Annotated in this window: 21 protein-coding genes; 9 read left to right on the top strand and 12 right to left on the bottom strand. The window is 68.8% G+C overall.

Going from position 1 to position 23,630, the window contains the following annotated elements; genetic code table 11:
* Positions 1 to 145 precede the first annotated feature (145 nt).
* From flgA to GD429_RS35020, 4 genes are all read left to right on the top strand, one after another.
* Positions 146 to 1,486 carry a flagellar basal body P-ring formation chaperone FlgA gene (gene flgA, locus GD429_RS35035; RefSeq protein WP_152864118.1) on the top strand — a complete coding sequence of 447 codons (1,341 nt, stop codon included), beginning with the start codon at positions 146 to 148 and terminating at the stop codon, positions 1,484 to 1,486.
* Between the two features lie 118 nt (positions 1,487 to 1,604).
* On the top strand, positions 1,605 to 1,934 hold the full coding sequence (flgM, locus tag GD429_RS35030) for a flagellar biosynthesis anti-sigma factor FlgM (protein WP_321575096.1): 330 nt from the start codon (positions 1,605 to 1,607) through the stop codon (positions 1,932 to 1,934).
* 76 nt (positions 1,935 to 2,010) lie between these two features.
* Entirely contained in the window at positions 2,011 to 2,451 is a 441-nt protein-coding gene (locus GD429_RS35025) for a flagella synthesis protein FlgN (RefSeq protein ID WP_152864116.1), read from the top strand.
* A 183-nt stretch (positions 2,452 to 2,634) separates the two neighbouring features.
* On the top strand, positions 2,635 to 3,990 hold the full coding sequence (locus GD429_RS35020) for an SGNH/GDSL hydrolase family protein (protein WP_152864114.1): 1,356 nt from the start codon (positions 2,635 to 2,637) through the stop codon (positions 3,988 to 3,990).
* Positions 3,991 to 4,073: 83 nt separating this feature from the next.
* Here GD429_RS35020 and GD429_RS35015 read toward each other — a convergent pair whose 3' ends face one another.
* Positions 4,074 to 5,924 carry a M24 family metallopeptidase gene (locus GD429_RS35015; RefSeq protein WP_152864111.1) on the bottom strand — a complete coding sequence of 617 codons (1,851 nt, stop codon included), beginning with the start codon at positions 5,922 to 5,924 and terminating at the stop codon, positions 4,074 to 4,076.
* Positions 5,925 to 6,363: 439 nt separating this feature from the next.
* Between GD429_RS35015 and GD429_RS35005 the strand changes: the two genes are divergently transcribed.
* Positions 6,364 to 7,164, top strand: coding sequence for a helix-turn-helix domain-containing protein (locus tag GD429_RS35005; protein ID WP_152864107.1), 801 nt, complete (start codon positions 6,364 to 6,366; stop codon positions 7,162 to 7,164).
* Positions 7,165 to 7,208: 44 nt separating this feature from the next.
* On the opposite strand, the gene GD429_RS35000 is transcribed toward GD429_RS35005, so the two are convergent.
* From GD429_RS35000 to GD429_RS34985, 4 genes are all read right to left on the bottom strand, one after another.
* A complete protein-coding gene (locus GD429_RS35000) occupies positions 7,209 to 8,450 on the bottom strand; it encodes a multifunctional CCA addition/repair protein (protein ID WP_034179275.1) in 1,242 nt (413 codons plus the stop codon).
* Positions 8,447 to 9,094, bottom strand: coding sequence for a glutathione S-transferase family protein (locus GD429_RS34995; RefSeq protein WP_152864105.1), 648 nt, complete (start codon positions 9,092 to 9,094; stop codon positions 8,447 to 8,449). The genes GD429_RS35000 and GD429_RS34995 overlap by 4 nt, the downstream gene beginning before the upstream one ends.
* A 64-nt stretch (positions 9,095 to 9,158) precedes the next feature.
* On the bottom strand, positions 9,159 to 10,121 hold the full coding sequence (locus GD429_RS34990) for a complex I NDUFA9 subunit family protein (RefSeq protein ID WP_152864103.1): 963 nt from the start codon (positions 10,119 to 10,121) through the stop codon (positions 9,159 to 9,161).
* A 57-nt stretch (positions 10,122 to 10,178) separates the two neighbouring features.
* Positions 10,179 to 12,131, bottom strand: a complete 1,953-nt coding sequence (locus tag GD429_RS34985; protein WP_152864101.1) for a lytic transglycosylase domain-containing protein — start codon at positions 12,129 to 12,131, stop codon at positions 10,179 to 10,181.
* 8 nt (positions 12,132 to 12,139) lie between these two features.
* Here GD429_RS34985 and GD429_RS34980 point away from each other — a divergent pair, with 8 nt between their 5' ends.
* On the top strand, positions 12,140 to 12,748 hold the full coding sequence (locus GD429_RS34980; protein ID WP_111015905.1) for a 5-formyltetrahydrofolate cyclo-ligase: 609 nt from the start codon (positions 12,140 to 12,142) through the stop codon (positions 12,746 to 12,748).
* Between the two features lie 74 nt (positions 12,749 to 12,822).
* Here the strand turns inward: GD429_RS34980 and GD429_RS34975 are convergent, their stop codons facing one another.
* The gene (locus GD429_RS34975) at positions 12,823 to 13,335 is read right to left on the bottom strand and encodes a winged helix DNA-binding protein (RefSeq protein WP_152864099.1); all 513 of its coding nucleotides are present in this window, start codon (positions 13,333 to 13,335) and stop codon (positions 12,823 to 12,825) included.
* 148 nt (positions 13,336 to 13,483) lie between these two features.
* Here GD429_RS34975 and pxpB point away from each other — a divergent pair, with 148 nt between their 5' ends.
* From pxpB to pxpA, 3 genes are read left to right on the top strand one after another with little or no spacing between them, the layout of a single operon-like run.
* On the top strand, positions 13,484 to 14,140 hold the full coding sequence (gene pxpB / locus GD429_RS34970) for a 5-oxoprolinase subunit PxpB (RefSeq protein WP_152864096.1): 657 nt from the start codon (positions 13,484 to 13,486) through the stop codon (positions 14,138 to 14,140).
* Complete coding sequence (locus GD429_RS34965) at positions 14,137 to 15,204, top strand: biotin-dependent carboxyltransferase family protein (RefSeq protein WP_152864095.1); 1,068 nt, start codon at positions 14,137 to 14,139, stop codon at positions 15,202 to 15,204. The genes pxpB and GD429_RS34965 overlap by 4 nt, the downstream gene beginning before the upstream one ends.
* A gap of 56 nt (positions 15,205 to 15,260) precedes the next feature.
* Entirely contained in the window at positions 15,261 to 16,025 is a 765-nt protein-coding gene (pxpA, locus tag GD429_RS34960) for a 5-oxoprolinase subunit PxpA (protein ID WP_047899257.1), read from the top strand.
* 590 nt (positions 16,026 to 16,615) lie between these two features.
* Here pxpA and GD429_RS34955 read toward each other — a convergent pair.
* The 6 genes from GD429_RS34955 to GD429_RS34930 all read right to left on the bottom strand — a co-directional run bounded on the left by GD429_RS34955 (position 16,616) and on the right by GD429_RS34930 (position 23,550).
* Positions 16,616 to 17,761: a TraB/GumN family protein gene (locus tag GD429_RS34955; RefSeq protein ID WP_152864093.1), complete on the bottom strand. Its 1,146-nt coding sequence runs from the start codon at positions 17,759 to 17,761 to the stop codon at positions 16,616 to 16,618.
* On the bottom strand, positions 17,754 to 18,770 hold the full coding sequence (locus tag GD429_RS34950) for a peptide ABC transporter ATP-binding protein (RefSeq protein ID WP_152864091.1): 1,017 nt from the start codon (positions 18,768 to 18,770) through the stop codon (positions 17,754 to 17,756). The genes GD429_RS34955 and GD429_RS34950 overlap by 8 nt, the downstream gene beginning before the upstream one ends.
* A complete protein-coding gene (locus GD429_RS34945) occupies positions 18,767 to 19,765 on the bottom strand; it encodes an ABC transporter ATP-binding protein (protein ID WP_152864089.1) in 999 nt (332 codons plus the stop codon). Before GD429_RS34945 ends, GD429_RS34950 begins: the two co-directional genes overlap by 4 nt.
* A gap of 105 nt (positions 19,766 to 19,870) precedes the next feature.
* Positions 19,871 to 20,788 (bottom strand): ABC transporter permease subunit, encoded by a 918-nt coding sequence (locus GD429_RS34940; RefSeq protein WP_152864087.1) that lies wholly within the window; start codon positions 20,786 to 20,788, stop codon positions 19,871 to 19,873.
* 4 nt (positions 20,789 to 20,792) lie between these two features.
* Positions 20,793 to 21,803, bottom strand: a complete 1,011-nt coding sequence (locus GD429_RS34935; protein WP_014895775.1) for an ABC transporter permease subunit — start codon at positions 21,801 to 21,803, stop codon at positions 20,793 to 20,795.
* A 118-nt stretch (positions 21,804 to 21,921) separates the two neighbouring features.
* A complete protein-coding gene (locus tag GD429_RS34930; RefSeq protein ID WP_152864085.1) occupies positions 21,922 to 23,550 on the bottom strand; it encodes an ABC transporter substrate-binding protein in 1,629 nt (542 codons plus the stop codon).
* Between the last annotated feature and the right edge of the window lie 80 nt (positions 23,551 to 23,630).

The raw sequence follows: 23,630 nt of genomic DNA, 5'->3' as shown, positions 1-23,630 counted from the left end.
GCTTTTTTCCATGACAGCGATGGTAGGCGTCGCACGCAACCGGCAATCGGGCGAATAACGCGGCAAAGCCCCCCTCTATTCATCGTTTGCGCGGCGGCCCGGCTCCCTAGAATGCAAATCGGATCAACGGATCGAGGACACGGCTATGACCGGCAGCGCACTTCGCGGCAGGAACGAGCGGCTCACGCACGTCCGGCGTGCGTTCGCGCTCGCCGCGGCGCTGTGGATCGCCGCCCCGGCCGTGCACGCGGACGACGGGATGATCGTGATTCCCGGACGCGGCGAGACGGCCGAAACCGCGCTCGCGCACGCCAATGCGGCGAGCGGCGGGCAGTTCGGCGGGAATGCGGGGATGGGCTCGGGCGCCGGCATGGCGCCGGACGCGGGGCGCGCGGCGGCAGGTGCTGCCGGTGCTGTCGGTGCTGTCGGTGCTGTCGGTGCTGTCGGTGCTGTCGGTGCTGTCGGTGCTGTCGGTGCTGTCGGTGCGGGTGGTGCGGGTGGCGCGGCCGGTGCGACCGCCGCCGGCTACGCGGCGCAGCCGGCCGGCACGATGGTCGTGACGAACGTTCCGCCGCCGGCCCCCGCACCGGCCCCCACGCCGATCCCCGTCTACGCAGCCGCTCGCGCGAACACCACCTACGGCGCGCCGCGCGCCGCCGATCCCAACGCCATCGCGACGGTCGTCGCCGGTACGGCCGAGCCTGCGTCGAATCCCGCACGGCCGGCGCCGCGGGCAATCGCCTCGCGCATGGCGGCGGCCGGCGCCGCGTCAGCCGCGCCGACGCCGCGTGCGCCGATGGCTTCCGCCAACCCGGCCCAAGCGGCCCAGGCGGCCCCCGCGGCCCAGCCCGCGACGCCGCCCGGCCAGCAGGACCCCGACTCGATCCGGCGCGCGGCCCTCGCATTCCTGCAGCAGCAGATCGCGGGCCTGCCCGGCAAGACCACCGCGACGGTCACGACCGCGTTTCCGCGCGGGCTCGCCGCGTGCACGACGCTCGAGCCGTTCCTGCCGACCGGCGCGCGCCTGTGGGGCCGCACGACGGTCGGCGTGCGCTGCGCGGGCGAGCGGCCGTGGACCGTCTACCTGCAGGCGAAGGTCGCCGTGCAGGCCACCTATTACGTCGCCGCGCGCCAGATCGCGCCCGGCGAGCCGCTGGGCGCGGCCGACCTGATCGCGCGCGACGGCGACCTGACGGTGCTGCCGCTCGCGGTGATCACCGATCCGGCGCAGGCGGTCGGCTCGACCGCGCTCGCGCGCATCTCGGCCGGGCTGCCGCTGCGGCAGGACATGCTGAAGAGCGCGGCGTCGGTGTCGGCCGGCCAGACGGTGCGGGTGGTCGCGGCCGGCCCCGGTTTCACGATTTCGGCCGAGGGCAGCGTGCTCGCGAATGCGGCGCCCGGCCAGTCGGTGCGGGTGCGGATGGCGGCGGGCCAGATCGTCACGGCGATCGTCAAGGACGCCGGCACCGTGGAAATTCCGCTGTAGGGACGGATCCCGCCGCAAGATTGCAAAGAATTGTTTATTCGGAGAATTTCGGGCTCACGATGCTAAAGTTCGGGCCGACCCGGCCGTTATCTGGGTCAAACCGTACAGGAAACCCATCGTGAAGATCGATTCCACTCCGAAACCGAGCCCCCTTGCGCCGACCGGCAACGGCGCGAGCCGTGCGCAATCCGGCACGGCCTCGTCGTCCGCGCAGGCGGCCGACGCCGGATCGACCGGCGGCGACGCGACCGTGAACCTGTCGGGTCTGTCCGGCCAGTTGCGCTCGGTATCCGCGTCCGGCGACGCCGATATCGACACGGGCCTTGTCCAGTCGATCAAGGAAGCGCTGAACAACGGCACGCTGACGATCGACGCGAACAAGATTGCCGACGGCGTATTGAACACCGCCCGCGAGCTGCTGCAGCAGCAGCGCCCGCAGGGCAGCTGAGCCGGCCGCCTCGCGGCCGGTCCCCCGGTTTGCCGGCGCGCCGCACCTCGCGCACCGGCGCGACGAGCATGACGCGATGAGAGAAGAGCTGCTGGCCACGGTCAACGACGAACACGCGACGGTCGAGGCGTTCGCGTCCCTGCTCGCCTACGAGGAAAAAGCGCTGACGACGGCGGAGCCGCTCGAGATGCTGCCCGGGATCGTCGAGAAGAAAAGCGAGCTGATCGACCGGCTCGCGCAGCTCGAACGCACGCGCGACACGCAGCTTTCCGCGCTCGGCTTTGCGTCGGGCAAGAAAGGGATGGACCAGGCCGCCGAGCGCGATGCACGCCTCGCCGGCCGCTGGCAGTTGCTGCAGCAGGCCGCCGAACGCGCGCGCCGGGCCAATGCGAACAACGGGATGCTGATCCGGATCCGGATGGACTACAACGAACGCGCGCTCGCGGTGCTGCGCTCGGCCCCCGCGCCGGCCGGCGTCTACGGCCCCGACGGGCGCGTGTCGGCGCTGATGCGCTGACGCCGCGCGGCGGCCTGCGTCCCGGTCCGCCGCTTCATCCGCCTCACCTCGAATTCCGCTTCACCCGCTTCACCCCGAATTCCGCTTCGACAGACCGGGCTCCAGTCCGGCGCACACGTCCTCCCGATACGCGGCAGCGCAGCCGCGCTGCCTGATCCAACAACAACAGATCGGAGGGCATCGATGCATCATTCCCGTTTTGAATCCACGCGCCGTCTGGCCGCCATCGCCACGCTCGGCGCAGCACTGACGTTCACCGCGTCGCTCGCGCCAGCCGCAGCGGCCCCGGCCCCGGCCCCGCTGCCGACGCCGACCGGCGACATGACGCTGTCGCCGGCCGGCCCGCTCGCGGCGCCGGCTTCCGCATCGCCCGGCGCATCGCCGCGCGCCGCGTCGCGCGGCAGCGACACCTACACCTACCTGCGCTGCTGGTACCGGATCAGCGACGATCCGCTCAAGCCCGAGGCGACCTACGAATGGGCGCGCGATCCTTCGGGCGGCGACTGGTATCGCGTTCCCGGCTACTGGTGGGCGGACGGTATCACGCAGTGGAAGAACATGTTCTACAGCGCGACGGCGCAGGACACGCTCGCCGGCGTCTGCCGCAAGACGCTCGCCGCGCGCGGCATCCGCGCCAACCTGACGCAGGCGGTCGCGGCGAACAACGCGTTGTCGTTCAACTACACGGTCTGGACGATCGACGCCGCGCAGCAGGACGCGCGGGTCAACAAGCTGATCGTGTTCGGCGACAGCCTGTCCGACACCCAGAACATGTTCAACGCGAGCCAGTGGAAGCTGCCGAACGGCACGAGCTGGCACGCCGGACGCTTCAGCAACGGGCCGGTGTGGGCCGAGTACGTCGCGAACGCGCTGCGGCTGCCGTTCTACAACTGGGCGATCGGCGGTGCGGCGACCGACCAGCACCTCGTCGTGCCGGGCCTCGTGCAGCAGATCGACTCCTGGCGCGAATACATGGATCGCGCGCCGGACTACCGGCCCGCCAATACGCTGTTCGCGGTGTTCGCGGGCGGCAACGATCTCGTGAACTACGGCCGCACGCCCGAGCAGGCGGCGAACGCGGTGCGGGACAGCCTCGAGCGGCTCGCCGCGGCCGGCGCGACGCGCATCCTGCTCGTCACGCTGCCGGACGTGTCGCGCGCGCCGGTGTTCGCGACGCGCACCGACACCGCCAGCGTCGCCGCGCAGGTAAAGGACTACAACCGGCGGCTCGCCGACGCGGCCGCCGCCGTGCGCGCCCGCTACGGCGCGACGCTGCGGCTCGAAGTGTTCGACGCGTACGCGCCGTTCGACGATCTGCTGAGCCACCCCGCGCAATACGGCTTCGACGATGCGAAGCGGTCGTGCCTCGACATCCCGAAGCCGTCGTCGTTCACCTACCTGGCCGCGCAGACGCCGCGCGCGGACTGCCGCGACCCGGCGCGCTTCGTGTTCTGGGACACGCTGCACCCGACGACGCGCACGCACGCGTGGCTCGCCGAGCGGATCACGCCGTTCGTGCGCGCGCGGCTGCTGGATTGAAACGGAGCCGGATCCGGCTCCGGTGATCCGTCATCGATGATCGACGGGCGGCGGGCGGCCGACGCCGCCCGCGCCGGCGCCGCTTACAGCAACGGACACGCCGTCACCTGCGTGCCGCGCTCCACGCACAGCCGCTCGTAGTCGCGCAGGTACGCGCGCTCGTCGTCGTCCAGCAGGTCGAGATCGATCAGGTCCCAGTCGTAGCCGACCGTCACGATGTTCTCGAACGTCACGGTATCCGGCTGCGCGTCGTCCGGCCGGATGATCACGATGTTCTCGATCCGCACGCCGCCCTTGCCCGGCACGTAGATGCCCGGCTCGACCGAAATCACCGCATTCGGCACCAGCCCGTATTTCGCGCCCGGCGCGAAACGCACGCCGCTCTCGTGCACGTGGATCCCGACGCCGTGCCCGGTGCCGTGGCCGAAGTCGTGGCCGTGATCGCGACACACCTGCCGCACGAGCGCATCGACGTCGCCGCCCGTCGCCGACGCCGGGAAGCGCGTGACGAGCCCCTTGATGCAGGCCTTCAGCGCGACCGTGTAGATCTCGCGCTGCCACGGCTGCGCGACCGTATCCGCACGCGTGCGGCGCAGCACGACGCGCGTGCAGTCCGTCGCGAAACCGGCTTCGTAGTACGCGCCGCTGTCGAGCAGCACCAGTTCGCCTTCCGTCAGCTCGACATCGGCGCTCGCCGCCGTGTAATGCGCGAACGCGCTGTTCGCGCCGTTCGCCGCGATCGACGGAAACGTCAGCGCAACCGCCGAGCGCGCGCCGTACGCGTCGTTGATCGTGCGCGCCAGGTCGTATTCGGTGTGGCGTGCCCCCGGTTCGCCCGTCTTCGCCCAGCGCATCGTCTCGGCGATCGCCGCGGAGCTGCGCGCGAACGCGTCGCGGAACCGGTCGAGCACCGCCGGCGTCTTGGCGGCCCGCATTGCCTCGACCGGATTGAAGTCGGCATGGCGCGCGTGCGGCCACACCCGGCTCACCGCGTCGACGAGCGCGCAGTTCACCGATTCGAAGCCGTAGCACACGTGATCGACCTCGAACTGCGCGAGAAAGCGCTCGAGCGCCGCGACGTCGCGCCGGATCACGTGCAGCGCCGGATACGACTCGAGCGAGACTTCGCAGCGGTCGCAGCCTTCCGGCAGGAACAGCGCGACCTGTCCGTCGACCGCGAACAGGAAGCCGAGATGCGACGACGCATTCGGGATGTGATAGCCGCGGCTGTTCAGCAGATACGCGAGATCGTCCGACGCGCAGGTGAAAAACGCGGTCCTGCCGTCGGCCGCGCCGGTATGCGCGGCGAGCTTGCGGCTCAGCGCGTCGAGGTTCTGCGCAACGCTCAGGCCGGTCATCGATTCCGGCAGCTCGAAGATCGGCCGCTCGACGACCCAGCCCGGCAGCGCGATCGCGCGGTCGATCTCGCGATCGGCGAGGCTCGTCCAGTCGAGCACCGCGGCCTGCGTCTGCTCGACCAGCCGGTCGCGCTGCGCGACGCTGATCCGCAACTCGTCGTAGCCGACCCGCGCGAGCCGGCTCGCATGCGCGACCAGCCAGTCGGCCATCGCCTGCCAGATCGTCAGGTTCATCCCGAGCTTCTCGATGCGCACGCGCGCCGGATCGCACTGCTGCTCGGCCTGCAGGTGATAACGGCCGTCGACGAACAGCACGAACGGCGGCACGCCGAGCGCCCGCGCGGTCTCCGCGCTCAGGAAGATCCCGCAGCCGGCCGAGCCGTCGAAACCCGACAGCGCGTAGCGCGGGTTATTGCTGCGCGGCAGGTACTCGGTGACGTATTCGTCCTGCGACGTGACCACCACCGCGTCGAGCCGCGCGGCGTCGAGCAGGCACGACAGGCCGGCCTGCGTGTCGGCGACGGACGCGTCGTACGGGGGAAGGCCGGAGAAGCTGTATTTCAGTCGATCGATCATCGGATGCCCATGTTATTCATTGTTGTCGATGGCCGGCGGCGTGACGCGGCAGTGCGCTGCCTGAAGCAGGCTTGACGCAGGCCTGACGCAACTCGGCGCCGCTGCGCGGACGACGCGCAACCCGGCACGTGGCCGGGCCGCTGCGCCGTTCCAGCGGCAGACCTCGGAAATTTTTGTCTCACTTAACTTTGTTTGATACGTGCGACAGAATCTAGAGCACGTGGAAATTGAGGTCAAGCCAAAATTTTCGTAGGACTAAAATCGGCGGCACGGTGCCGCGTGCATGCGCAACGTGGCTTCGCCCGGCGACACTGCGCGGTACAATGCGCCGGCGTCGTCGTCCCGACGGCCGTGCTTCGTGCGATGCGCGGAAGGCAACGCCCCGGCGACTGCACCGCCCCTCCGCTCGCGTCCCGACTCGTTGCCACGAAAGAGATTCATGGATTCAGACATCATGCGTATCGGCCAGCGCATTCGCCGCCTGCGCCGGGAAGCGAAGAAGACGCTGCTGGAAGTCGCGACCGAAGCGAAGCTGTCGGTCGGGTTCCTGTCGCAGGTCGAGCGCCATCTCACGGGCATCTCGCTGTCGTCGCTCGTCAACGTCGCGAAGGCGCTGGGCGTGCCGCTCGGCACGCTGATCGACCAGCCGCGCCAGGCGCAGCCCGATTCGCACGAAGGCAGCCGCAAGCCGTACGCGGTCGACAGCGCGTCGCAGTGGTACGAACGGCTGTCCACCACGTTCGACGGCAGCCAGATCAACGCGGTCAAGGTGCAGATGATGGAAGGCTACCGCTCGGAATGGGTGTCGCACGGCGGCGACGAATTCGTCTACGTGCTGGCCGGCCGCATCTGCTACACGGTCGGCAAGAAGGATTACCCGCTGGCGCCCGGCGACTCGCTGCACTTCGACGCGCGCAAGCGGCATCGCGTCGCCAACGTGGGCGACGGGCCCGCCGAGCTGATCGTGGTCGGCACGCTGCCGCTGTTCGACGACAGTTGCGCCGAATTCGTGTCCGCGACGATGGAAATCAGGCAGCCCGCGCCCGTCGTGCGCACGGCGCCGGGCGAGCCGCGCGCGAGCCGCCGCGAACCGGCGCCGAAACGCGGCCGCGACACCGATCCGGCCCGGCCGGCCGGCGCGGCGGAAAAGAAGGCTACGGCCAAGCCGCCCGCATCCGCCGGCAAACGCCCGGCGGCCGCGACCCCGGCGCGCAAGGCAGCCGCGCGCAAGAAACCGTAACGGCTGGCGGCCGCGCGCCGCCCGACGCCGTCATACCTGCCGCCCTATTCGCCGATCGCGAGCGCCTGCGCGACGGCCTGGATCCGCGCGCGATGCACGGCATCCTTGATCTTCTCCGCCTCGTTGCCGATGCCGCGCGCGATCGCGCCGGCATCGACGCTGCGCGCGGCCGCGAGCGCCACCCGCAGCCGCTCGGCCTGCGGATACGGCTGCGCGTCGAGCCCGAGCCGCCCGCGCGCATCCGATTCGCAGGCCTGCAGCATCTCGGCGAAACGCGCCGGCTTGCGCAGCGCGTCGCTGCGCTCGAACAGCCGCACCAGCGCGGCCGCGCCCATCTCCATCACGCGATGCAGGTTGCCGTGCTCGCGCGCGACCACGAGCGCCAGATCGCGGCAATCGTTCGGTACGCGCAGCCGCTCGCACAGCGGCTTGAGCAGGTCGACGCTGCGGCCCTCGTGGCCGACGTGGCGCGGCAGCACGTCCGCGGGCGTCGTCGCCTTGCCGAGATCGTGCGTGAGCGCCGCGAAGCGCACCGGCAGCGAATAGCCCTGCTTCGCCGCGTAATCGACGACCATCATCACGTGCACGCCCGTATCGACTTCCGGGTGGTAGTCGGCGCGCTGCGGCACGCCCCACAGCGCATCGACCTCGGGCAGGACGCGCGCGAGCGCGCCGCAGTCGCGCAGCACCGCGAACATCCGCGACGGCTTCGCCTCCATCAGCCCGCGCGCGATTTCCTGCCACACGCGTTCAGGCACCAGCGCGTCGGCCTCGCCCGCGTCGACCATCCGCCGCATCAGCGCGAGCGTTTCGTCGGCAACCGTGAAATCCGCGAACCGCGCGGCGAAGCGCGCAATGCGCAGGATCCGCACCGGATCCTCGACGAACGCATCGCTCACGTGCCGGAACACGCGCGCGCGCAGGTCGGCCTGCCCGTCGAACGGGTCGATCACGGGCCCGACCAGCGCGCCCTCCGGGCTCACCTCGCGCGCCATCGCGTTGATCGTCAGGTCGCGCCGCGCGAGATCCTCGTCGAGCGTCACGTCCGGCGCGTAATGGAACTGGAAGCCGTGATAGCCGGCCGCCGTCTTGCGCTCGGTGCGCGCCAGCGCGTATTCCTCCTGCGTGTGCGGATGCAGGAACACCGGGAAATCCTTGCCGACCGGCCGGAAGCCCTGCGCGGCCATCTGCTCGGGCGTCGCGCCCACCACCACGTAATCGCGGTCCTGCACGGGCACGCCGAGCAATTCGTCGCGGATCGCACCGCCTACTGCGTAGATGTTCATGGCTGCGGTTCGTATTCGGCGATCACGTTGGTCTCGCTGCGCGCGGCGTCGATCCACCGCTGCACCGCCGGCAGCGCCGTCACGCGCGCCGCGTAGCCGGCCGCGTCCGGCGACAGGCCCGGCTCGTACGTGTTGAAGCGCATCACGACGGGCGCGTACATCGCATCGGCGATCCCGAACTCGCCGAACAGGAACGGCCCGCCCGACGCCTCGAGGCACGCGCTCCACAGCGCGTCGACGCGCGCGATATCGGCGAGCGCGTCGGGCGTCGCGCCGCGGCCCGGCATCGACGCGCGCACGTTCATGCCCATCTGCGTGCGCAGCGCCGCGAAGCCCGAATGCATCTCGGCCGCGATGCAGCGCGCATGCGCGCGTTCGAGCGGATCGGCCGGCCACATCGGGAACTGCGGATAACGCTCGGCGAGCGTCTCGGCGATCGCGAGCGAATCCCAGATCGCGACGCCGTGGTCGTCGATCAGGCACGGCACCTTGCCGGACGGCGAATATTCGAGGATGCGCGCGGCCGTGTCGTCGCGGCGCAGCTCGACCGCGATCTCGTCGAACGGGATGCCGAAATGCGCGAGCAGCAGCCACGGACGCATCGACCACGACGAGTAATTCTTGTCTCCAATGACGAGTTTCATGACGGTGTTCCGGAAAACGCGAAGGTGGAAAGGAAGAGGCTGAACAACGGTGCCGGGGCCGGGCCTAGCGCCGCCGCGAGCGGAACCAGTCGAACCGCGACCGCTCCGCGGCCTTGCCGAGATACGCGGGCGCAATGCTTTCGAGACTCGCGGGCGTGATCCCGAGTTCCGGCGCGAGCGGCCCCGACAGCACGTTCGGCACCGACATCGACGCGAGATTGTCGCGCGTGAGCACCGGTTCGCCGGGCAGGCATTCGAACACGCTTGCCTGCAGCCGCGCGAGCGCGTCGGGCAGCCGCACGATGCGCGCCTGCCGGCCGACCAGCGTGCCGCAATAGCGCACCAGTTGCTCGAGCGTGTAGACGGTCGGGCCGCCGAGCTCGTAGGTCTTGCCGTGCGCGGCCGCGAGATCGAGCGTGTTGACGAACGCACGCACGACATCGCCGACGAACACCGGCTGGAAGCGCGCATCGGGCATCGCGAGCGGCAGCACGGGCACCGTGCGCTGCAGGTTCGCGAACGTGTTGAGGAATGAATCGCCGGGGCCGAACACGACCGACGGGCGGAAGATCGTCAGCGCGAGCGAATCGGTCGCCGCGACCGCATGCAGCGCCGCTTCGCCGTCGCCCTTCGAGCGCTGGTACATGCTCGCGCCGTGCGAATCGGCGCCGAGCGCGCTCATGTGCAGCAGGCGCCGCACGCCGACCTCGACGCACGCGCTCGCGAGCGCGGCCGGCAGCGCGACGTGCGCGCGCTCGAAACCGGGCCCGTACGGCGTGCCGCGGCCGCCGTGCAGCACGCCGACCAGATTGATCGCCGCGTGTGCGCCGGCGACGAAGCGCGCGAGCGTGCGCGTGTCGAGCGCTTCGAGCTCGACGATCTCGACCGGCAGCATCTGCAGGTGGCGCGCGTGGTCGCGGCGCCGCGTGCCGATCCGTACCTGCTTGCCGGCGTCGATCAGCGCATTGACGAGCCGGCTGCCGATGAAGCCGGTGCCGCCCAGCAGCGCGACGGTCTGGCGATCCATGTTCGGCTCCTCAAAAGAACACTGCCGCGTCTCGCGCGGCAGTGTGAAGATTGCGGATCAGGGCGAGATCATGCCTAGACGTTTCTTCAACGACTGCGGTTTGCCCTCGAAGAGCGCCGCATAATAAACGGTATTCGACAGCACGTTCTTCACGTAGTCGCGCGTCTCGTTGAACGGAATCGTCTCTGCGAAGATCGCGCCTTCGACCGGCTGCGTCAACACCTGGCGCCACTGGCGCGGCCGGCCCGGGCCCGCGTTGTAGCCGGCGGTGGCCAGCACCGGCGAGCTGTCGAAGTTGTTGTAGATGTCCGCCAGATACCAGGTGCCGAGCTGGATGTTGGTATCGATGTCGTGCATCTGCGCGCGCGTGATCGTGCCCATGCCGAGCTTCTTCGCGACGAGCTGGGCGGTGGCCGGCATCAGCTGCATCAGGCCGCCCGCGCCCACCGACGAACGCGCGCTCGTGATGAAGCGCGACTCCTGGCGGATCAGCCCGTACGCCCATTCGATGTCGAGGCCCGTCGACTGCGCATAGCGCTCGACGATGTTGCGGTACGGCGACGGGTAGCGCAGCGTGAAGTCGTGCTCGGCCTTCGTGCGGTCGGCCGTGTTGACCGTGCGGTCGAGCAGCTCGACGCGCTTGCCGTACTCGGCGGCCGCGAGCAGCTGGCGATCGGTCATCCCGCGCAGCGGCCAGTTCCATTCGCGGTTGCCTTCGAGGCGCAGGTTCAGCGCATAGAAGCGCTGCGCGAGCGCGAAGCCCGGAATCTTGCTCATCGCGTCGATCTCGGCGTCGCCCACCTTCGTGCGCGGCGGGATCGTCGTGCGCTGGCCGAGCTCTTCGCCGGCGAGCTGCCCGTAGAAGTTGAACTGGCCCGCGACCTGCTCGAATTCCTGGTTTGCCTGCAGCGTGTCGCCGCTCTGCTTGAGCGCTCGCGCATGCCAGTAGATCCACGCCGGATCGCTGCGCAGCGACGGCGGCATCTGCTCGATCGACCAGCGCACCATCGGCCAGTTGCCGGCGAGCAGCGCGGCGCGCGTGCGCCATTCGTAGCCCGAGTTCGACAGCGGCGCATTCGCGGATTTCGCGTACCAGACCGACGCGAGCGCCGAGCGCTTGATCGCGCCCTGGTAACCGATCGCGCCCCATGCGATCGCCTGCTCCTGCTTCGTGAGCGAGCCGGCAACCGACGTCAGCATCCCGGCGGCCGCGTCCGGATCGTTGCGCGCCATGCGGCCGAGCGCGATCAGCGCGAGCTGGTGCGACGTCGCGTCGGGGCCGACGCCGCGCGCGAGGAACAGCGGCGGCGCGCTCGTCGCCTGGTCGAAGCCGGCCGGGCGCGGGCCCAGCGCGTCGACGATCTTGCCGCCGAGCGTCGTGTAGTTCTGCTCGTACGCAAGGCGCGCCTGCTGCCACACATCGTCGCTCGTGAACTGCTGGTTGACCGTGAGCGCGGTGATCAGGTCGACGCAAGCGTCGCCGTAGTTCTTCGGCTCGACGAGCAGCGCGCGCGCCGCATCGGCGACGTTCTCGCCGCGCGCCGCGTGCGATTCGAGCGCATAGCACCTGACCTGCGTGTCGTCGTCGAGCACGAAGCGCTTGTATTGATCGTCGAAGCTGCGCCAGTCGTGGCGCGCGCCGAGCACGAGCAGGTAGTCGTTGCGTAGGCGGTCGGCGATCGCCTGGCCGTCGTAGCGCTGCAGGAACGACTGCACGGGTGCGTCCGGCGCATCGACGCGCGCGCGGCCCGTCGAATCGAACAACTGCGGCTTGATCTGGAAATACTCGACGTAGGACGGGACCGGATAGTTCGGGATCATCGACGCGAGCTGCGCGGCTTTCGCGGCGTCGTTGCGGCGTGCGGCTTCGCGAAGCTGCACGAAGATCTGGTCATCCCCGGCGACCGTGTCGTCGCCCGGCGCGGCGCACGCGGCCGTACCCGCGACGAGCGCGGCGGCCGAAAGTGTCAGCGCGACCGCGCGATATACTCGGAAAAGGCTGTTCGACATCGTTTTGAATGGAGCACGAATTGAGCGAAAGCATAGCACGCCACCCTGTGCCGAACCCGAAGGTTGCACTGCGCAAAACGCTGTCCGGCGCGCGTCGCGACGCCGCGTCGCAGCCCGCCGCGAACGCCGCGCTCGACGCGCGGCTGCGCACGCTGCTCGACCGGCTAGCACCGCGCACGGTCGGGTTCTACTGGCCGCTGCCGGGCGAATTCGATGCGCGCGACGCAGTGCTCGCGTGGTGCGCGGCAGGCGCCGGCCGGCGCGCCGCACTGCCCGTGATCGGCGAGCGGCACACGCCGCTCGCGTTCCATGCGTGGGACGCGCACACGCCGATGCGCGAAGGTCATCACCGGATTCCGGAACCGGCGGCGGGAATCGTCGTCGTGCCCGACCTGCTGCTGATTCCCTGCGTGGGATTCGATCCGCAGCGCTACCGGCTCGGCTACGGCGGCGGCTACTACGACCGCACGCTCGCCGCCTGGCCGGGCGACACGCTGCCGGTGACGGTCGGCATCGCGTACGAAGCGTGCCGCGTCGACGCGCTGCCGGCCGAAGCGCACGATCTCGCGCTGCGCTGGATCGTGACCGACGGCGCGCTCTACCCGGCCGCCGGATGACGCGGCGCGGCGCGCCACGGCCGTCGTCGCACGCCCGTCAGCGCAATGCCGCGCGCAACACTTTCCGCAATCGTTTACAGCGACGCCGCCGCGCGCGCGGCCGTGTCGTAGAGGCCCGATGCGTGACGCAACAGCTGCGCCGCGTCGCCGATCTGCTCGTTGGTGAGCCCGCTTTCCTTCAGCGTCTCGATCAGGCAGTGCTCGCGCACCTCGCGATACTTCAGGCACAGGTCGCGGCCCGCGTCGGTCGCGAAGAAGAACACTTCCTTGCCGCTCTTCTCGCTCTTCACATAACCGCGCGTGATCAGTTTTTTCAGCGCATAGGTCGCGACGTGCGTATCCTCGATATTGAGCACGAAGCAGATGTCGGCGAGTTTCTTCTTGCGTTCGCGATGGCTGACGTGATGCAGCAGCGACACCTCGACCGCCGTCATGTCCTTCGCGCCGGCCGCCGACATGCAGCGCACCATCCAGCGGTTGAACGCGTTGCCGGCCATGATGAGCCCGTATTCGAGCTCCGACAGCTCCGCGCTGGAATCGGAAACGAGGTGTTCGGATGACACGATCTTGGTCGGAGGACGCTTCATGGAAAGGCGGCGCAAGCAGGATGTCAGGGTGTGCCGAGTGTACGTCAGAAGCCCCGGTATACGGGCTAGGCGAAAACGCTTATTGGTAAGTTATCGATATCTTGTTGACAATGTGCGCTAACATTGCCGTCCGAACCGTGCCAGTCCGATGACGCAACCCCGCTTTTATCCGCTCGGCGATGCCGCCCTCGTCTGCGAGGTGCCGCCGCCCGCCACGCTCGATTGCCAGCGCCGCGTCTGGGCCGTCGCCGAGGCCGCGCGCGCGTGGCCCGACGTGATCGACGTCGTGCCGGGCATGAACAACCTGACCATCGTGTTCGACCCGCTCGCCGCGACGGCCGAGTCGCTCACGCCGGCGCTGCGCGACGCGTGGGAGACCGCCGACGTCGAGCACGCGGACGGCCGCGAGGTCGAGATCCCGGTCGAATACGGCGGTGCCGCCGGCCCCGATCTGGCGGCCGTCGCCGCGCACACCGGCCTGTCGGCCGACGAGGTCGTCGCGCGCCACGCGGCAGGCGAATACGTCGTGTTCTTCATTGGCTTCCAGCCGGGCTTCGCATATCTCGGCGGCCTCGACGCGTCGCTGCACACGCCGCGCCGCGCGGCGCCGCGCCTCGAGGTGCCGGCCGGCTCGGTCGGCATCGGCGGCGCGCAGACGGGCATCTACCCGGCCACGTCACCCGGCGGCTGGCAGTTGATCGGCCGCACGTCGCACCTGCTGTTCGATCCGGCGCGGCCGCAGCCGACGCTGCTGCTGCCCGGCGACCGCGTGCGCTTCACCATTGCGGGAGTCGACGCACGATGACCCAGAGCAACGCACCGGGCACCATCGAGGTGGTGCGGGCCGGCCCGCTGTCGACCGTGCAGGATCTCGGGCGCCGCGGCGCGCGCCATCTCGGCGTCGCGCAGGGCGGCGCGCTCGACGGCCTCGCGCTCGAGGTCGGCAACCGGCTCGTCGGAAACCGCCCCGACGCGGCAGCCGTCGAGATCACGATCGGCCCGGCCGCATTCCGCTTCACGCGCGCCACCCGCATCGCGATCACCGGCACGGAATTCGGCGCGACGCTCGACGGCCGGCACGTGTATTCGTGGTGGAGCCTGCCCGTCGAAGCCGGTCAGACGCTCGTGCTGCCGGCCGCGAAACGCGGGATGCGCGGCTATCTGTGCATCGCGGGCGGCATCGACGTGCTGCCGATGCTCGGCTCGCGCAGCACCGATCTCGCGTCGCGCTTCGGCGGCCTCGGCGGCCGCACGCTGCGCGACGGCGATCGGCTCCCGGTCGGTGTGCCGCCGGCCGGCGCGGGCTGCCTCGCGGCCGATGCGCCCGAATTCGGCGTGAAGGCGCCCGCGTGGTGCGCGTTCGCGCGCGTCGACGAGCCGCCGCGCCGCCACCGCCCCGCGCATGCGCCGTGGGCGATGCCCGTGCGCGTGCTGCCGGGCCCCGACTACGCGTCGTTCGCGGCCGATTCGCAGCAGGCGTTCTGGGACGACGAATGGCTCGTCACTGCGAACAGCAACCGGATGGGCTATCGCCTCGCCGGCGCCGAGCTCGTGCGCGAGCGGCCGGCCGAGCTGCTGTCGCACGCGGTGCTGCCCGGCACGATCCAGGTGCCGCCGAACGGCCAGCCGATCGTGCTGATGCACGACGCGCAGACCACCGGCGGCTACCCGAAGATCGGCACGGTGATTCGCGCCGACCTGTGGAAGCTCGCGCAGGCGCGGCTCAACCTGCCGATCCGCTTCGTGCGCACGACCCCCGACGTCGCGCGGGCCGCCCTCGCCGCGGAGCGTGCGTATCTGCGGCAGATCGACATCGCGATCGACATGCGCGAGGAAGCGCGCCGCCGCGCCCAATCGCGCGCGGCGTGACAATGGCGGAAGCAGTATGGAAGACGCGCCACGCAATTTGTGGACGAGGAACATCAATGGAAATCGATCTGAATGCCGATCTCGGCGAAGGATGCGGATCGGACGAGGCGCTGCTCGACCTCGTCACGTCGGCGAACATCGCATGCGGGTGGCATGCGGGCGGCGCCAATGCGATGCGCGACTGCGTGCGCTGGGCCGTGCAGAAAGGCGTGTCGATCGGCGCGCACCCGAGCTTTCACGATCCGGAGAATTTCGGCCGCAAGGAAATGCAGCTGCCGGCCGGCGACATCTACGCCGGCGTGCTGTACCAGCTCGGTGCGCTGTCGGCGATCGCGCAGGCCGAAGGCGGGCGCATCGCGCACGTGAAGCCGCACGGCGCGCTGTACAACCAGGCCGCGCGCGACCCGATGATCGCCGATGCGGTGGTGTCCGCGATCCACGATTTCGACCCGTCGCTCGCGGTGTTCGGGCTCGCGAACAGCGTGTTCGTCGCGGCCGCGCGGCACGCGGGGCTCGCCGCGGTGGAGGAAGTGTTCGCCGATCGCGGCTACCGCGCGGACGGCTCGCTCGTGCCGCGCAGCCAGCCCGGCGCGCTGATCGACGATGAAGAGGCGGTGCTCGCGCGCACGCTCGACATGGTGCGCAACCGGCAGGTGCGTGCATTGAGCGGCGAATGGGTGCCGCTGAACGCGCAGACCGTCTGCCTGCACGGCGACGGGCCGCATGCACTGGCGTTCGCGAAGCGGATCCGCGCGGCGCTCGAGGCGGCGGGTGTCGACGTCGTGGCGCCCGGCGCGCTACAGGCCGACGAAGGCGCGTAGGCCATGCGACGCGCGCGATGCGCGTGCACCGCATGGCGCGCGCCAGGTACGAAACCCGGCGCACAAAAGAACGCACAAAAGAAAAAAGCGCCCTCGTGGCGCTTTTACGTTGGCGCAATCGCCGCGGACTTCGCCGTCTGTCGATTCGCCCCCCGAAACCGTCTTTCGACGGTGACCGGAAAAACATTCCGGATTAAAAAACGTCCGCCGCCGCCCGATCACTGCATTCCCCGGTCAGACGACGGAACGTTGCTTATCTGCAAGTCGGCCCGCATGCATTTGTGTGTCCGACGATGATTGGCCCCGCCGTGCATGCAGACACTCCGCGGCCGGCACGCGCTTCACGTGCCGGCAACGCTAACCCCGCGCTTTATTTCTGCTACCCCGTAGAACTTATCTATTCTTTTCATTTTTTCAACTTGTGGGATGAAGAATAGATATTGGCGGAACGGGATGTCAATCGTTTTAAACGCTATTTCCCGACGATTCGAGGGTTTTCCTTATCGATTTCCGCGGCCGTGCAGCCGCCTCCCGGCGTGCGCGTGACGTCGATCAAACAGGGGAACATCGGTGCGTGCCGCCGGGCGCGATCAGTTCGCGTCGACCCGGTATCCTTGCTGGCGCAACAATTCGAGCACGCCGCGCGGGCCGCCCAGATGCAGCGCGCCGATCGCGACGAACAGCGGCCGGTTCGGCGCGGCGATTGCCGTCATCCGTGCAACGAAACGCCGGTTGCGCTCGTACAGGATCTTGTTGTCGATCGACGCCGACAACGCCGGCGAACGCGCGAGCCGCTCGCTCTTCGCGACGGCCCATGCCGAGATCGCGTCGGCGTCGCCAATTCGCCACAGCCGGTGCAGCGACTTGATGTCGTCCGCGTTCTGCGCGGGTGTCTGCACCATGTCCTGCGCGAGCATCTCGCGCTGCTCGGCCAGCGTCAGCCCGGTGAATGCGCGCATCTGTTCGGCGAGCGTCTCGAGCCCGATCACGCGGCCGCCCTTCTTCTTCAGGAACACGTTCTGCAGTTGCGCCTCGGTGCCGTATTCGGTCTGCAGGCCGGCCGACAGCGAATCGTAGGTCTCGACGACGAGCGCCGCGAGCCACGGCCGCATCTTGCGGATCTCGGCGAGCGCGGCCGGGTTGCCGCGCAGGCGCGCCGCGAGCCGCTGCCACAGCGGCTCGGGCAGCAGGCGCTGCAGGCACGGGTAGCGGCACACGCCGTACTTCGACACGTCGTCCTGCGATTCGAGCAGGTCGTCGGGCGACAGTTCGAGCGCGAGCGTCGGCGACGCGGCGAGCGCCGCGAGGATGCGCGGCCGGAACGGCTGCGCGCTCGGGTAGTCGGACGGGTCGCCCGTGTGCAGCGTGCCGAGCACGTAGAGCGTGACCTTGCCCCTGGTTGCGACATAGAACGGCATGCGCGCGGGCTGCACGCGCACCGCGCCGCTCGCGACCGTGCCGTTCGACACGGCCGGCGCGTGGAAGCCCGGCAGGCTCATGCCGGGCGGCGGGACTTGCGACGGATGGATCGGTGAAGTGGCCGGCGCGCGCCCTTCGGCGCGCGCGGCCTCGACGGGAACCGCGAGGCTGGCCGCCACGCACGCGCCGGCCAGCGCCGCGCCCGTGACGGTGCGCACGCTCCAGCGCCGCGCGTAGCGGTACGCGCGCATCACGCGCGCGCTGCTTGCCCCCGAACGGCGCGCGCCGGACACGCGCGCCGCCAACGCTTCAGGCATTCGCCTCCCCTACCTCCTCGGCGCGATGGCAGGCCACGCGCCGTCCGTCGACCTCGCGCAGCTGCGGCTCCTCGATGCGGCAACGCTCGACCGCATACGGGCAGCGCTGGTGGAACGCGCAGCCCGACGGCGGATTGAGCGGCGACGGCAGCTCGCCCTGCAGCTTGATCTGTACACGGCGGTCTTCCTCGAAGATCGCCGGCGTCGCCGACATCAGCGCACGCGTGTACGGATGGCGCGGCCGCGCGTAGATCGTCGCCTTGTCGCCGAGCTCGGCGACGCTGCCGAAGTACATCACCATCACGTCGTCCGCGACATGCTCGACCACCGACAGGTTGTGCGAGATGAACACGTAGCTCGTCTTGAACTGCTCCTGCAGATCCATGAACAGGTTCAGGATCTGCGCCTGGATCGACACGTCGAGCGCGGACACAGGCTCGTCGGCGACGACGATCCGCGGATCGAGGATCATCGCGCGCGCGATCGCGACACGCTGGCGCTGGCCGCCCGAGAACATGTGCGGATAACGCTTCGCGTGCTCGGGCCGCAGGCCGACCGTGCGCATGATCTGCGCGACGCGCTGCGCGCGCTCGTCGGCCGTCAGGTTCGCGTTGATCTCGAGCGGCTCGGAGAGCGTCTGCTCGACGGTCTTGCGCGGGTTGAGCGACGCGAACGGGTTCTGGAACACCATCTGCACGCGGCGGCGCAGGTCGGCGACCCGGTGGCGGTCCGCGCCCGCGACGTCCTTGCCGTCGATCGACAGGTGGCCGGACGTCGGCGTCTCGATCATCGTCAGCTGCCGCGCGAGCGTCGACTTCCCGCAACCGGATTCGCCGACGACGGCGAGCGTCTTGCCGCGCTTCAGCGAAAACGACACGCCGTTGAGCGCCTTCACCGTGCCCTGGCCGAACATGCCGCGCTTCACCGTGTAGTGTTTCGCGAGCTGGTCGGCGACCAGTACGACATCGTCGTCGTGCGGCGTGGCGCGCGTATCTTGGACTGCGTTCATCGTGCGCCTCCCGTCAGGTCGAGGTTGGAAACATTGAGCGGCTTGATGCAGCGCGCGCGCATCGCCTCGTTGCCGGATACCAGCGTGTCGAGCGCCGGCCGCGCCTTGCGGCAATCGTCGACCACGTACTTGCAGCGCGGCGCGAACAGGCACCCGGACGGGCGATCATCGCGGCCCGGCACCATGCCGGGCAATGCGGCAAGGCGACGCGCCCCCTTATTGTGCTCGGGAATCGCCGCGAGCAGCGCTTCGGTGTACGGATGATGCGGCGCGCGGAAGATCTCGGGCACGCTGTTGGTCTCGATGATCTCGCCCGCGTACATCACCGCGACGCGCTGCGCGACCTCCGACACCACGGCCAGGTCGTGCGAGATCAGCACGAGCGCCATCCCGCGCTCCTTCTGCAGCTTCACCAGCAGATCCATGATCTGCGCCTGGATCGTCACGTCGAGCGCGGTGGTCGGCTCGTCGGCGATCAGCAGCTTCGGGTTGCACGCGACGGCCATCGCGATCATCACGCGCTGGTTCATCCCGCCCGACATCTGGTGCGGGAACGACGTAATGCGGTTCTTCGCATCGGGAATGCCGACTTGGTCGAGCAGTTCGAGCGCGCGCCGGTGCAGCGCGTCGCCGCGCAGCCCCTCGTGCAGCTTCAGCACCTCCTTGATCTGATAGCCGACCGTATAGCTCGGGTTCAGGCTCGTCAGCGCGTCCTGGAACACCATCGCGATGTCCTTGCCGACGATCTTGCGGCGCGCCTTCGGCGACGCCTTCAGCAGGTCGACGCCGTTGAACGTGACCTCGTCGGCCGTCACCTTGCCCGGCGCGTCGATCAGGCCCATCAGCGCCATCATCGTCACGCTCTTGCCCGAGCCCGATTCGCCGACGACGCCCACCACCTCGCCCGGCGCGATCGACATGTTGATCCGGTCGACGGCGGGCAGGCCGTTGAAGTTCACCGCCAGATTGCGGATGGTCAGAAGATCTTGGCTCATGTCATCCTCCGCCGGGCCGTCAGGTGCTTCAAAGAATGTGCCCGATGAAGACGGGGGGGCTTCGCCCCCCCGAGCGAACAAAGTGAGCGTGGGGGTTGTTTCATCTCAGGCCATCCGTTTCAGTTTGGGATCGAGCGCGTCGCGCAGCCCGTCGCCGAGCAGGTTGATCGCGAGCACCGAAATCAGGATCGACAGGCCGGGCATCGTCACGATCCACCACGCGTTGTCGATGTAGTCGCGCGCGGATGCGAGCATCGCGCCCCACTCGGCGGTCGGCGGTTGCACGCCGAGGCCGAGGAAGCCGAGCGCGGCCGCGTCGAGGATCGCCGACGAGAAGCCGAGCGTCGCCTGCACGATCAGCGGCGCCGTGCAGTTGGGCAGCACCTGCGAGAACATCAGGCGCAGCGTGCCGGCACCGGCCACGCGCGACGCCGTCACGTATTCCTTCTGCAGCTCGCCGAGCGCCGACGCGCGCGTGAGGCGCACGTAGGCCGGCAGCGCGACGATCGCGATCGCGAACATCGTGTTGGTGAGGCCCGGGCCGATGATCGCGACGACCGCGACCGCGAGCAGCAGCGACGGCAGCGCGAGCAGCACGTCCATGATGCGCATCACGGGCGTGTCGGCCCACTTCTGGAAGAACGCGGCGACAAGCCCGAGCACGATGCCGGGGATCAGCGCGAGCACGACCGACACGAAGCCGATCCAGAACGACATCCGCGCGCCGAACATCAGGCGCGAAAGAATGTCGCGGCCCGCTTCGTCGGTGCCGAGGATGAATTTCCAGTTGCCGCCGTCGAGCCACGCGGGCGGGATCTTCACGTAGTCGCGGTATTGCTCGACCGGGCTGTGCGGCGCGATCAGCGGCGCGAGCAGCGCGACCAGGATCAGCGTGATCACGACGATGCCGGCGCCGACGGCGCCGCGGTTACGCGAGAAGTTGGCCCAGAACTCGCGCAGCGCGAGCGCACGGCCGCCGGCCGGCGCGGATTCGCTCGGCAGGGTGTTTTGCAGATTGCTCATGGAATTACCTCGTGTGGCGGATGCGCGGATTCAGCACGCCGTACAGCAGGTCGACGACCAGGTTCACGACGATCACGAGCGTCGCGATCAGCAGGATGCCGCCCTGGACGACCGGATAGTCGCGGCGGCCGATCGCATCGATCAGCCACTTGCCGACACCGGGCCACGAAAAGAGCGTCTCGGTCAGCACGGCGCCCGCGAGCAGCGTGCCGATCTGCAGGCCGATCACGGTGACGACCGGGATCAGCGCGTTGCGCAGCGCGTGCACGACGACCACGCGCGCGGGCGACAGCCCCTTCGCGCGTGCGGTGCGGATGTAGTCCTCGCGCAGCACTTCGAGCATCGACGAGCGCGTCATCCGTGCGATCACCGCGAGCGGGATCGTGCCGAGCACGATCGCGGGCAGGATCAGGTGGCTGACCGCCGACTTGAACGAGCCTTCGTCCGGCGCGAGCAGCGCGTCGATCAGCATGAAGCCCGTCGGGTGCGGGAAGTCGTATTCGACGGCGATGCGCCCCGACACGGGCGTCCAGCCGAGATACGACGAAAACACCATGATGAGGATCAGCCCCCACCAGAAGATCGGCATCGAATAGCCGGTGAGCGCGGTGCCCATCACGCCATGGTCGACGACCGAACCGCGCCGCAGCGCGGCGATCACGCCGGCCGGCAGCCCGACCGCGAGCGCAAACACGAGCGCGCACAGCGACAGTTCGACGGTCGCCGGGAAGCGCGCGAAAAACTCACCCGCGACGCTCGTGTTGGTGATGATCGACGTGCCGAGGTCGCCATGCAGCGCACGGCCGATGTAGTGGATGTACTGCATGGGCAGCGGCTGGTCGAGCCCGAGGCGTTTCATCGCCTCCGCATGCATGGCGGGATCGACGCCGCGCTCGCCCATCATCACTTCGATGGGGTCGCCCGGTATCAGGTGAATCAGCGCAAACGCCAGGATGGTGATGCCGATGAAAGTCGGGATCACCATGCCCACGCGGCGCAACACGAATGTGAACATGATGCGTCTCGTATTTTCTTGTGGGAAATGTGCGACCGGCGACGAGGGGCTTTTGGCCCCTCGCCGCCGGATGATTTCAAGCCGGTCTTCTCAATGACGACAGCTTAGGTCAGGCCGGTTACTTCACGCTGACACCGTCGAAACGCGCATAGCCCAGCGGCTCGATGCGCATGTCGACCACGTTCTTGCGCACCGGCTGGTAGACCGTCGAATTCGCGATCGGCGAGAACGGCAGCTGTTGCGCGAAGATCTGCTGAGCCTGCGTGTAGAGCTTCGTACGCGCGTCCTGGCCCGTCGTCGTGCGGCCCTTCTGGACCAGTTCGTCGAACGGCTTGTAGCACCAGTGCGAGAAGTTGTTGCCCTTGATCGCCTCGCAGCCGAGCAGCGTGCCGAGCCAGTTGTCCGGATCGCCGTTGTCGCCCGTCCAGCCGATCAGCATCGTGTCCTGCTCACCCGTGTGCGCACGCTTGATGTACTCGCCCCACTCGTACGTGACGATCTTCGCCTTCACGCCGATCTTCGCCCAGTCGGCCTGGATCATCTCGGCCATCAGGCGGGCGTTCGGGTTGTACGCGCGCTGCACGGGCATCGCCCACAGCGTGATCTCGAAACCGTTCGCATAACCGGCCTTCGCGAGCAGCGCCTTCGCCTTCGCGGTGTCGTACCCGGCCATCTTCAGGTTCTTGTCGTACGACCATTGGGTCGGCGGCATCGGCGCGCCGGCCGCCTGGCCCGCACCCTGGTAGACGGATTCGAGAATCGCCTTCTTGTTGATCGCCATGTCGAGCGCCTGACGCACTTCGAGCTTGTCGACCGGCTTGTGCTCGACGTTGTACGCGAGGTAGCCGAGGTTGAAGCCCGCCTGCGACGGCATGTCGACGTTCGAATCGGCCTTCAGCGTCGCGATGTCGGCCGGGCGCGGATAGCTCATCACCTGGCATTCGTTGCGCTTGATCTTCTGCACGCGCACGCCCGGATCCGGCGTGATCGAGAAGATCAGCTTCGACAGCTTCACTTCGCCCTTCTTCCAGTAATCAGGATTGCCGTCGAAGCGGATCGTCGCATCCTTCGTATAGCTGCGGAAGATGAACGGGCCCGTGCCGACCGGCTTCTGGTTGATGTCGGCGGCCTTGCCGGCCTTCATCAGCTGGTCGCCGTATTCGGCCGACAGGATCGACGCGAATTCCATCGCCATGTTCTGGATGAACGGCGCGTTCGGCTCGGCCAGCGTGAACTTCACGGTGTACGGATCGACCTTCTCGACCTTCGTGATCAGCTTGTCGAGGCCCATGTCGGTGAAGTACGGGAACGACACCGGGTAGGCCTTGCGGAACGCCTGGTTCGGATCGAGCATGCGCTCGAACGAGAACACGACGTCGTCCGCGTTGAATTCGCGCGTCGGCTTGAAGAAGTCGGTCGTGTGGAACTTCACGCCGTGGCGCAGGTGGAACGTGTACACCTTGCCGTCGGACGACACGTCCCACTTCTCGGCGAGGCCCGGTTCGACCTTCGTGCCACCGCGCTCGAATTCGACGAGACGGTTGTAAACGGTAAACGTGGCAGCGGTGAAATCGACGCCGGTCGTAAATTGCGCGGAATCGAAACCCGCCGGGCTGCCTTCTGAGCAGTAGACGAGCGTTTTGTTCGGGATCTGTGCGAATGCAGAACCCGCGACGCCGAGCGATGCCGCTGCCACGCCTGCAATGGCGGTAACACGCAGGGTGTGCAACAGACGGTTGTATTCCATGTTTCCTCCAGGTCTCCAGATCGGAACCGGCCCCGCCAGGGTCCGGCGTACGCGGATATTACTTGAGCTAACGATGTGGC

Origin of the sequence: Burkholderia sp. BE17 (assembly GCF_009362305.1) — a bacterium.
GTDB classification, from domain to species: domain Bacteria; phylum Pseudomonadota; class Gammaproteobacteria; order Burkholderiales; family Burkholderiaceae; genus Burkholderia; species Burkholderia pyrrocinia_C.
This window is presented reverse-complemented; position numbering and strand designations above follow the sequence as displayed.

Excerpts from the sequence above, each read along its gene's own strand:
- flgA (WP_152864118.1), top strand. The coding sequence starts at position 146 with ATGACCGGCAGCGCACTTCGCGGCAGGAACGAGCGGCTCACGCACGTC.
- GD429_RS35025 (WP_152864116.1), top strand. The coding sequence starts at position 2,011 with ATGAGAGAAGAGCTGCTGGCCACGGTCAACGACGAACACGCGACGGTC.
- GD429_RS35020 (WP_152864114.1), top strand. The coding sequence starts at position 2,635 with ATGCATCATTCCCGTTTTGAATCCACGCGCCGTCTGGCCGCCATCGCC.
- GD429_RS35015 (WP_152864111.1), bottom strand. The coding sequence starts at position 5,924 with ATGATCGATCGACTGAAATACAGCTTCTCCGGCCTTCCCCCGTACGAC.
- GD429_RS35005 (WP_152864107.1), top strand. The coding sequence starts at position 6,364 with ATGGATTCAGACATCATGCGTATCGGCCAGCGCATTCGCCGCCTGCGC.
- GD429_RS35000 (WP_034179275.1), bottom strand. The coding sequence starts at position 8,450 with ATGAACATCTACGCAGTAGGCGGTGCGATCCGCGACGAATTGCTCGGC.
- GD429_RS34995 (WP_152864105.1), bottom strand. The coding sequence starts at position 9,094 with ATGAAACTCGTCATTGGAGACAAGAATTACTCGTCGTGGTCGATGCGT.
- GD429_RS34990 (WP_152864103.1), bottom strand. The coding sequence starts at position 10,121 with ATGGATCGCCAGACCGTCGCGCTGCTGGGCGGCACCGGCTTCATCGGC.
- GD429_RS34985 (WP_152864101.1), bottom strand. The coding sequence starts at position 12,131 with ATGTCGAACAGCCTTTTCCGAGTATATCGCGCGGTCGCGCTGACACTT.
- GD429_RS34980 (WP_111015905.1), top strand. The coding sequence starts at position 12,140 with ATGGAGCACGAATTGAGCGAAAGCATAGCACGCCACCCTGTGCCGAAC.
- GD429_RS34975 (WP_152864099.1), bottom strand. The coding sequence starts at position 13,335 with ATGAAGCGTCCTCCGACCAAGATCGTGTCATCCGAACACCTCGTTTCC.
- pxpB (WP_152864096.1), top strand. The coding sequence starts at position 13,484 with ATGACGCAACCCCGCTTTTATCCGCTCGGCGATGCCGCCCTCGTCTGC.
- GD429_RS34965 (WP_152864095.1), top strand. The coding sequence starts at position 14,137 with ATGACCCAGAGCAACGCACCGGGCACCATCGAGGTGGTGCGGGCCGGC.
- pxpA (WP_047899257.1), top strand. The coding sequence starts at position 15,261 with ATGGAAATCGATCTGAATGCCGATCTCGGCGAAGGATGCGGATCGGAC.
- GD429_RS34955 (WP_152864093.1), bottom strand. The coding sequence starts at position 17,761 with ATGCCTGAAGCGTTGGCGGCGCGCGTGTCCGGCGCGCGCCGTTCGGGG.
- GD429_RS34950 (WP_152864091.1), bottom strand. The coding sequence starts at position 18,770 with ATGAACGCAGTCCAAGATACGCGCGCCACGCCGCACGACGACGATGTC.
- GD429_RS34945 (WP_152864089.1), bottom strand. The coding sequence starts at position 19,765 with ATGAGCCAAGATCTTCTGACCATCCGCAATCTGGCGGTGAACTTCAAC.
- GD429_RS34940 (WP_152864087.1), bottom strand. The coding sequence starts at position 20,788 with ATGAGCAATCTGCAAAACACCCTGCCGAGCGAATCCGCGCCGGCCGGC.
- GD429_RS34935 (WP_014895775.1), bottom strand. The coding sequence starts at position 21,803 with ATGTTCACATTCGTGTTGCGCCGCGTGGGCATGGTGATCCCGACTTTC.
- GD429_RS34930 (WP_152864085.1), bottom strand. The coding sequence starts at position 23,550 with ATGGAATACAACCGTCTGTTGCACACCCTGCGTGTTACCGCCATTGCA.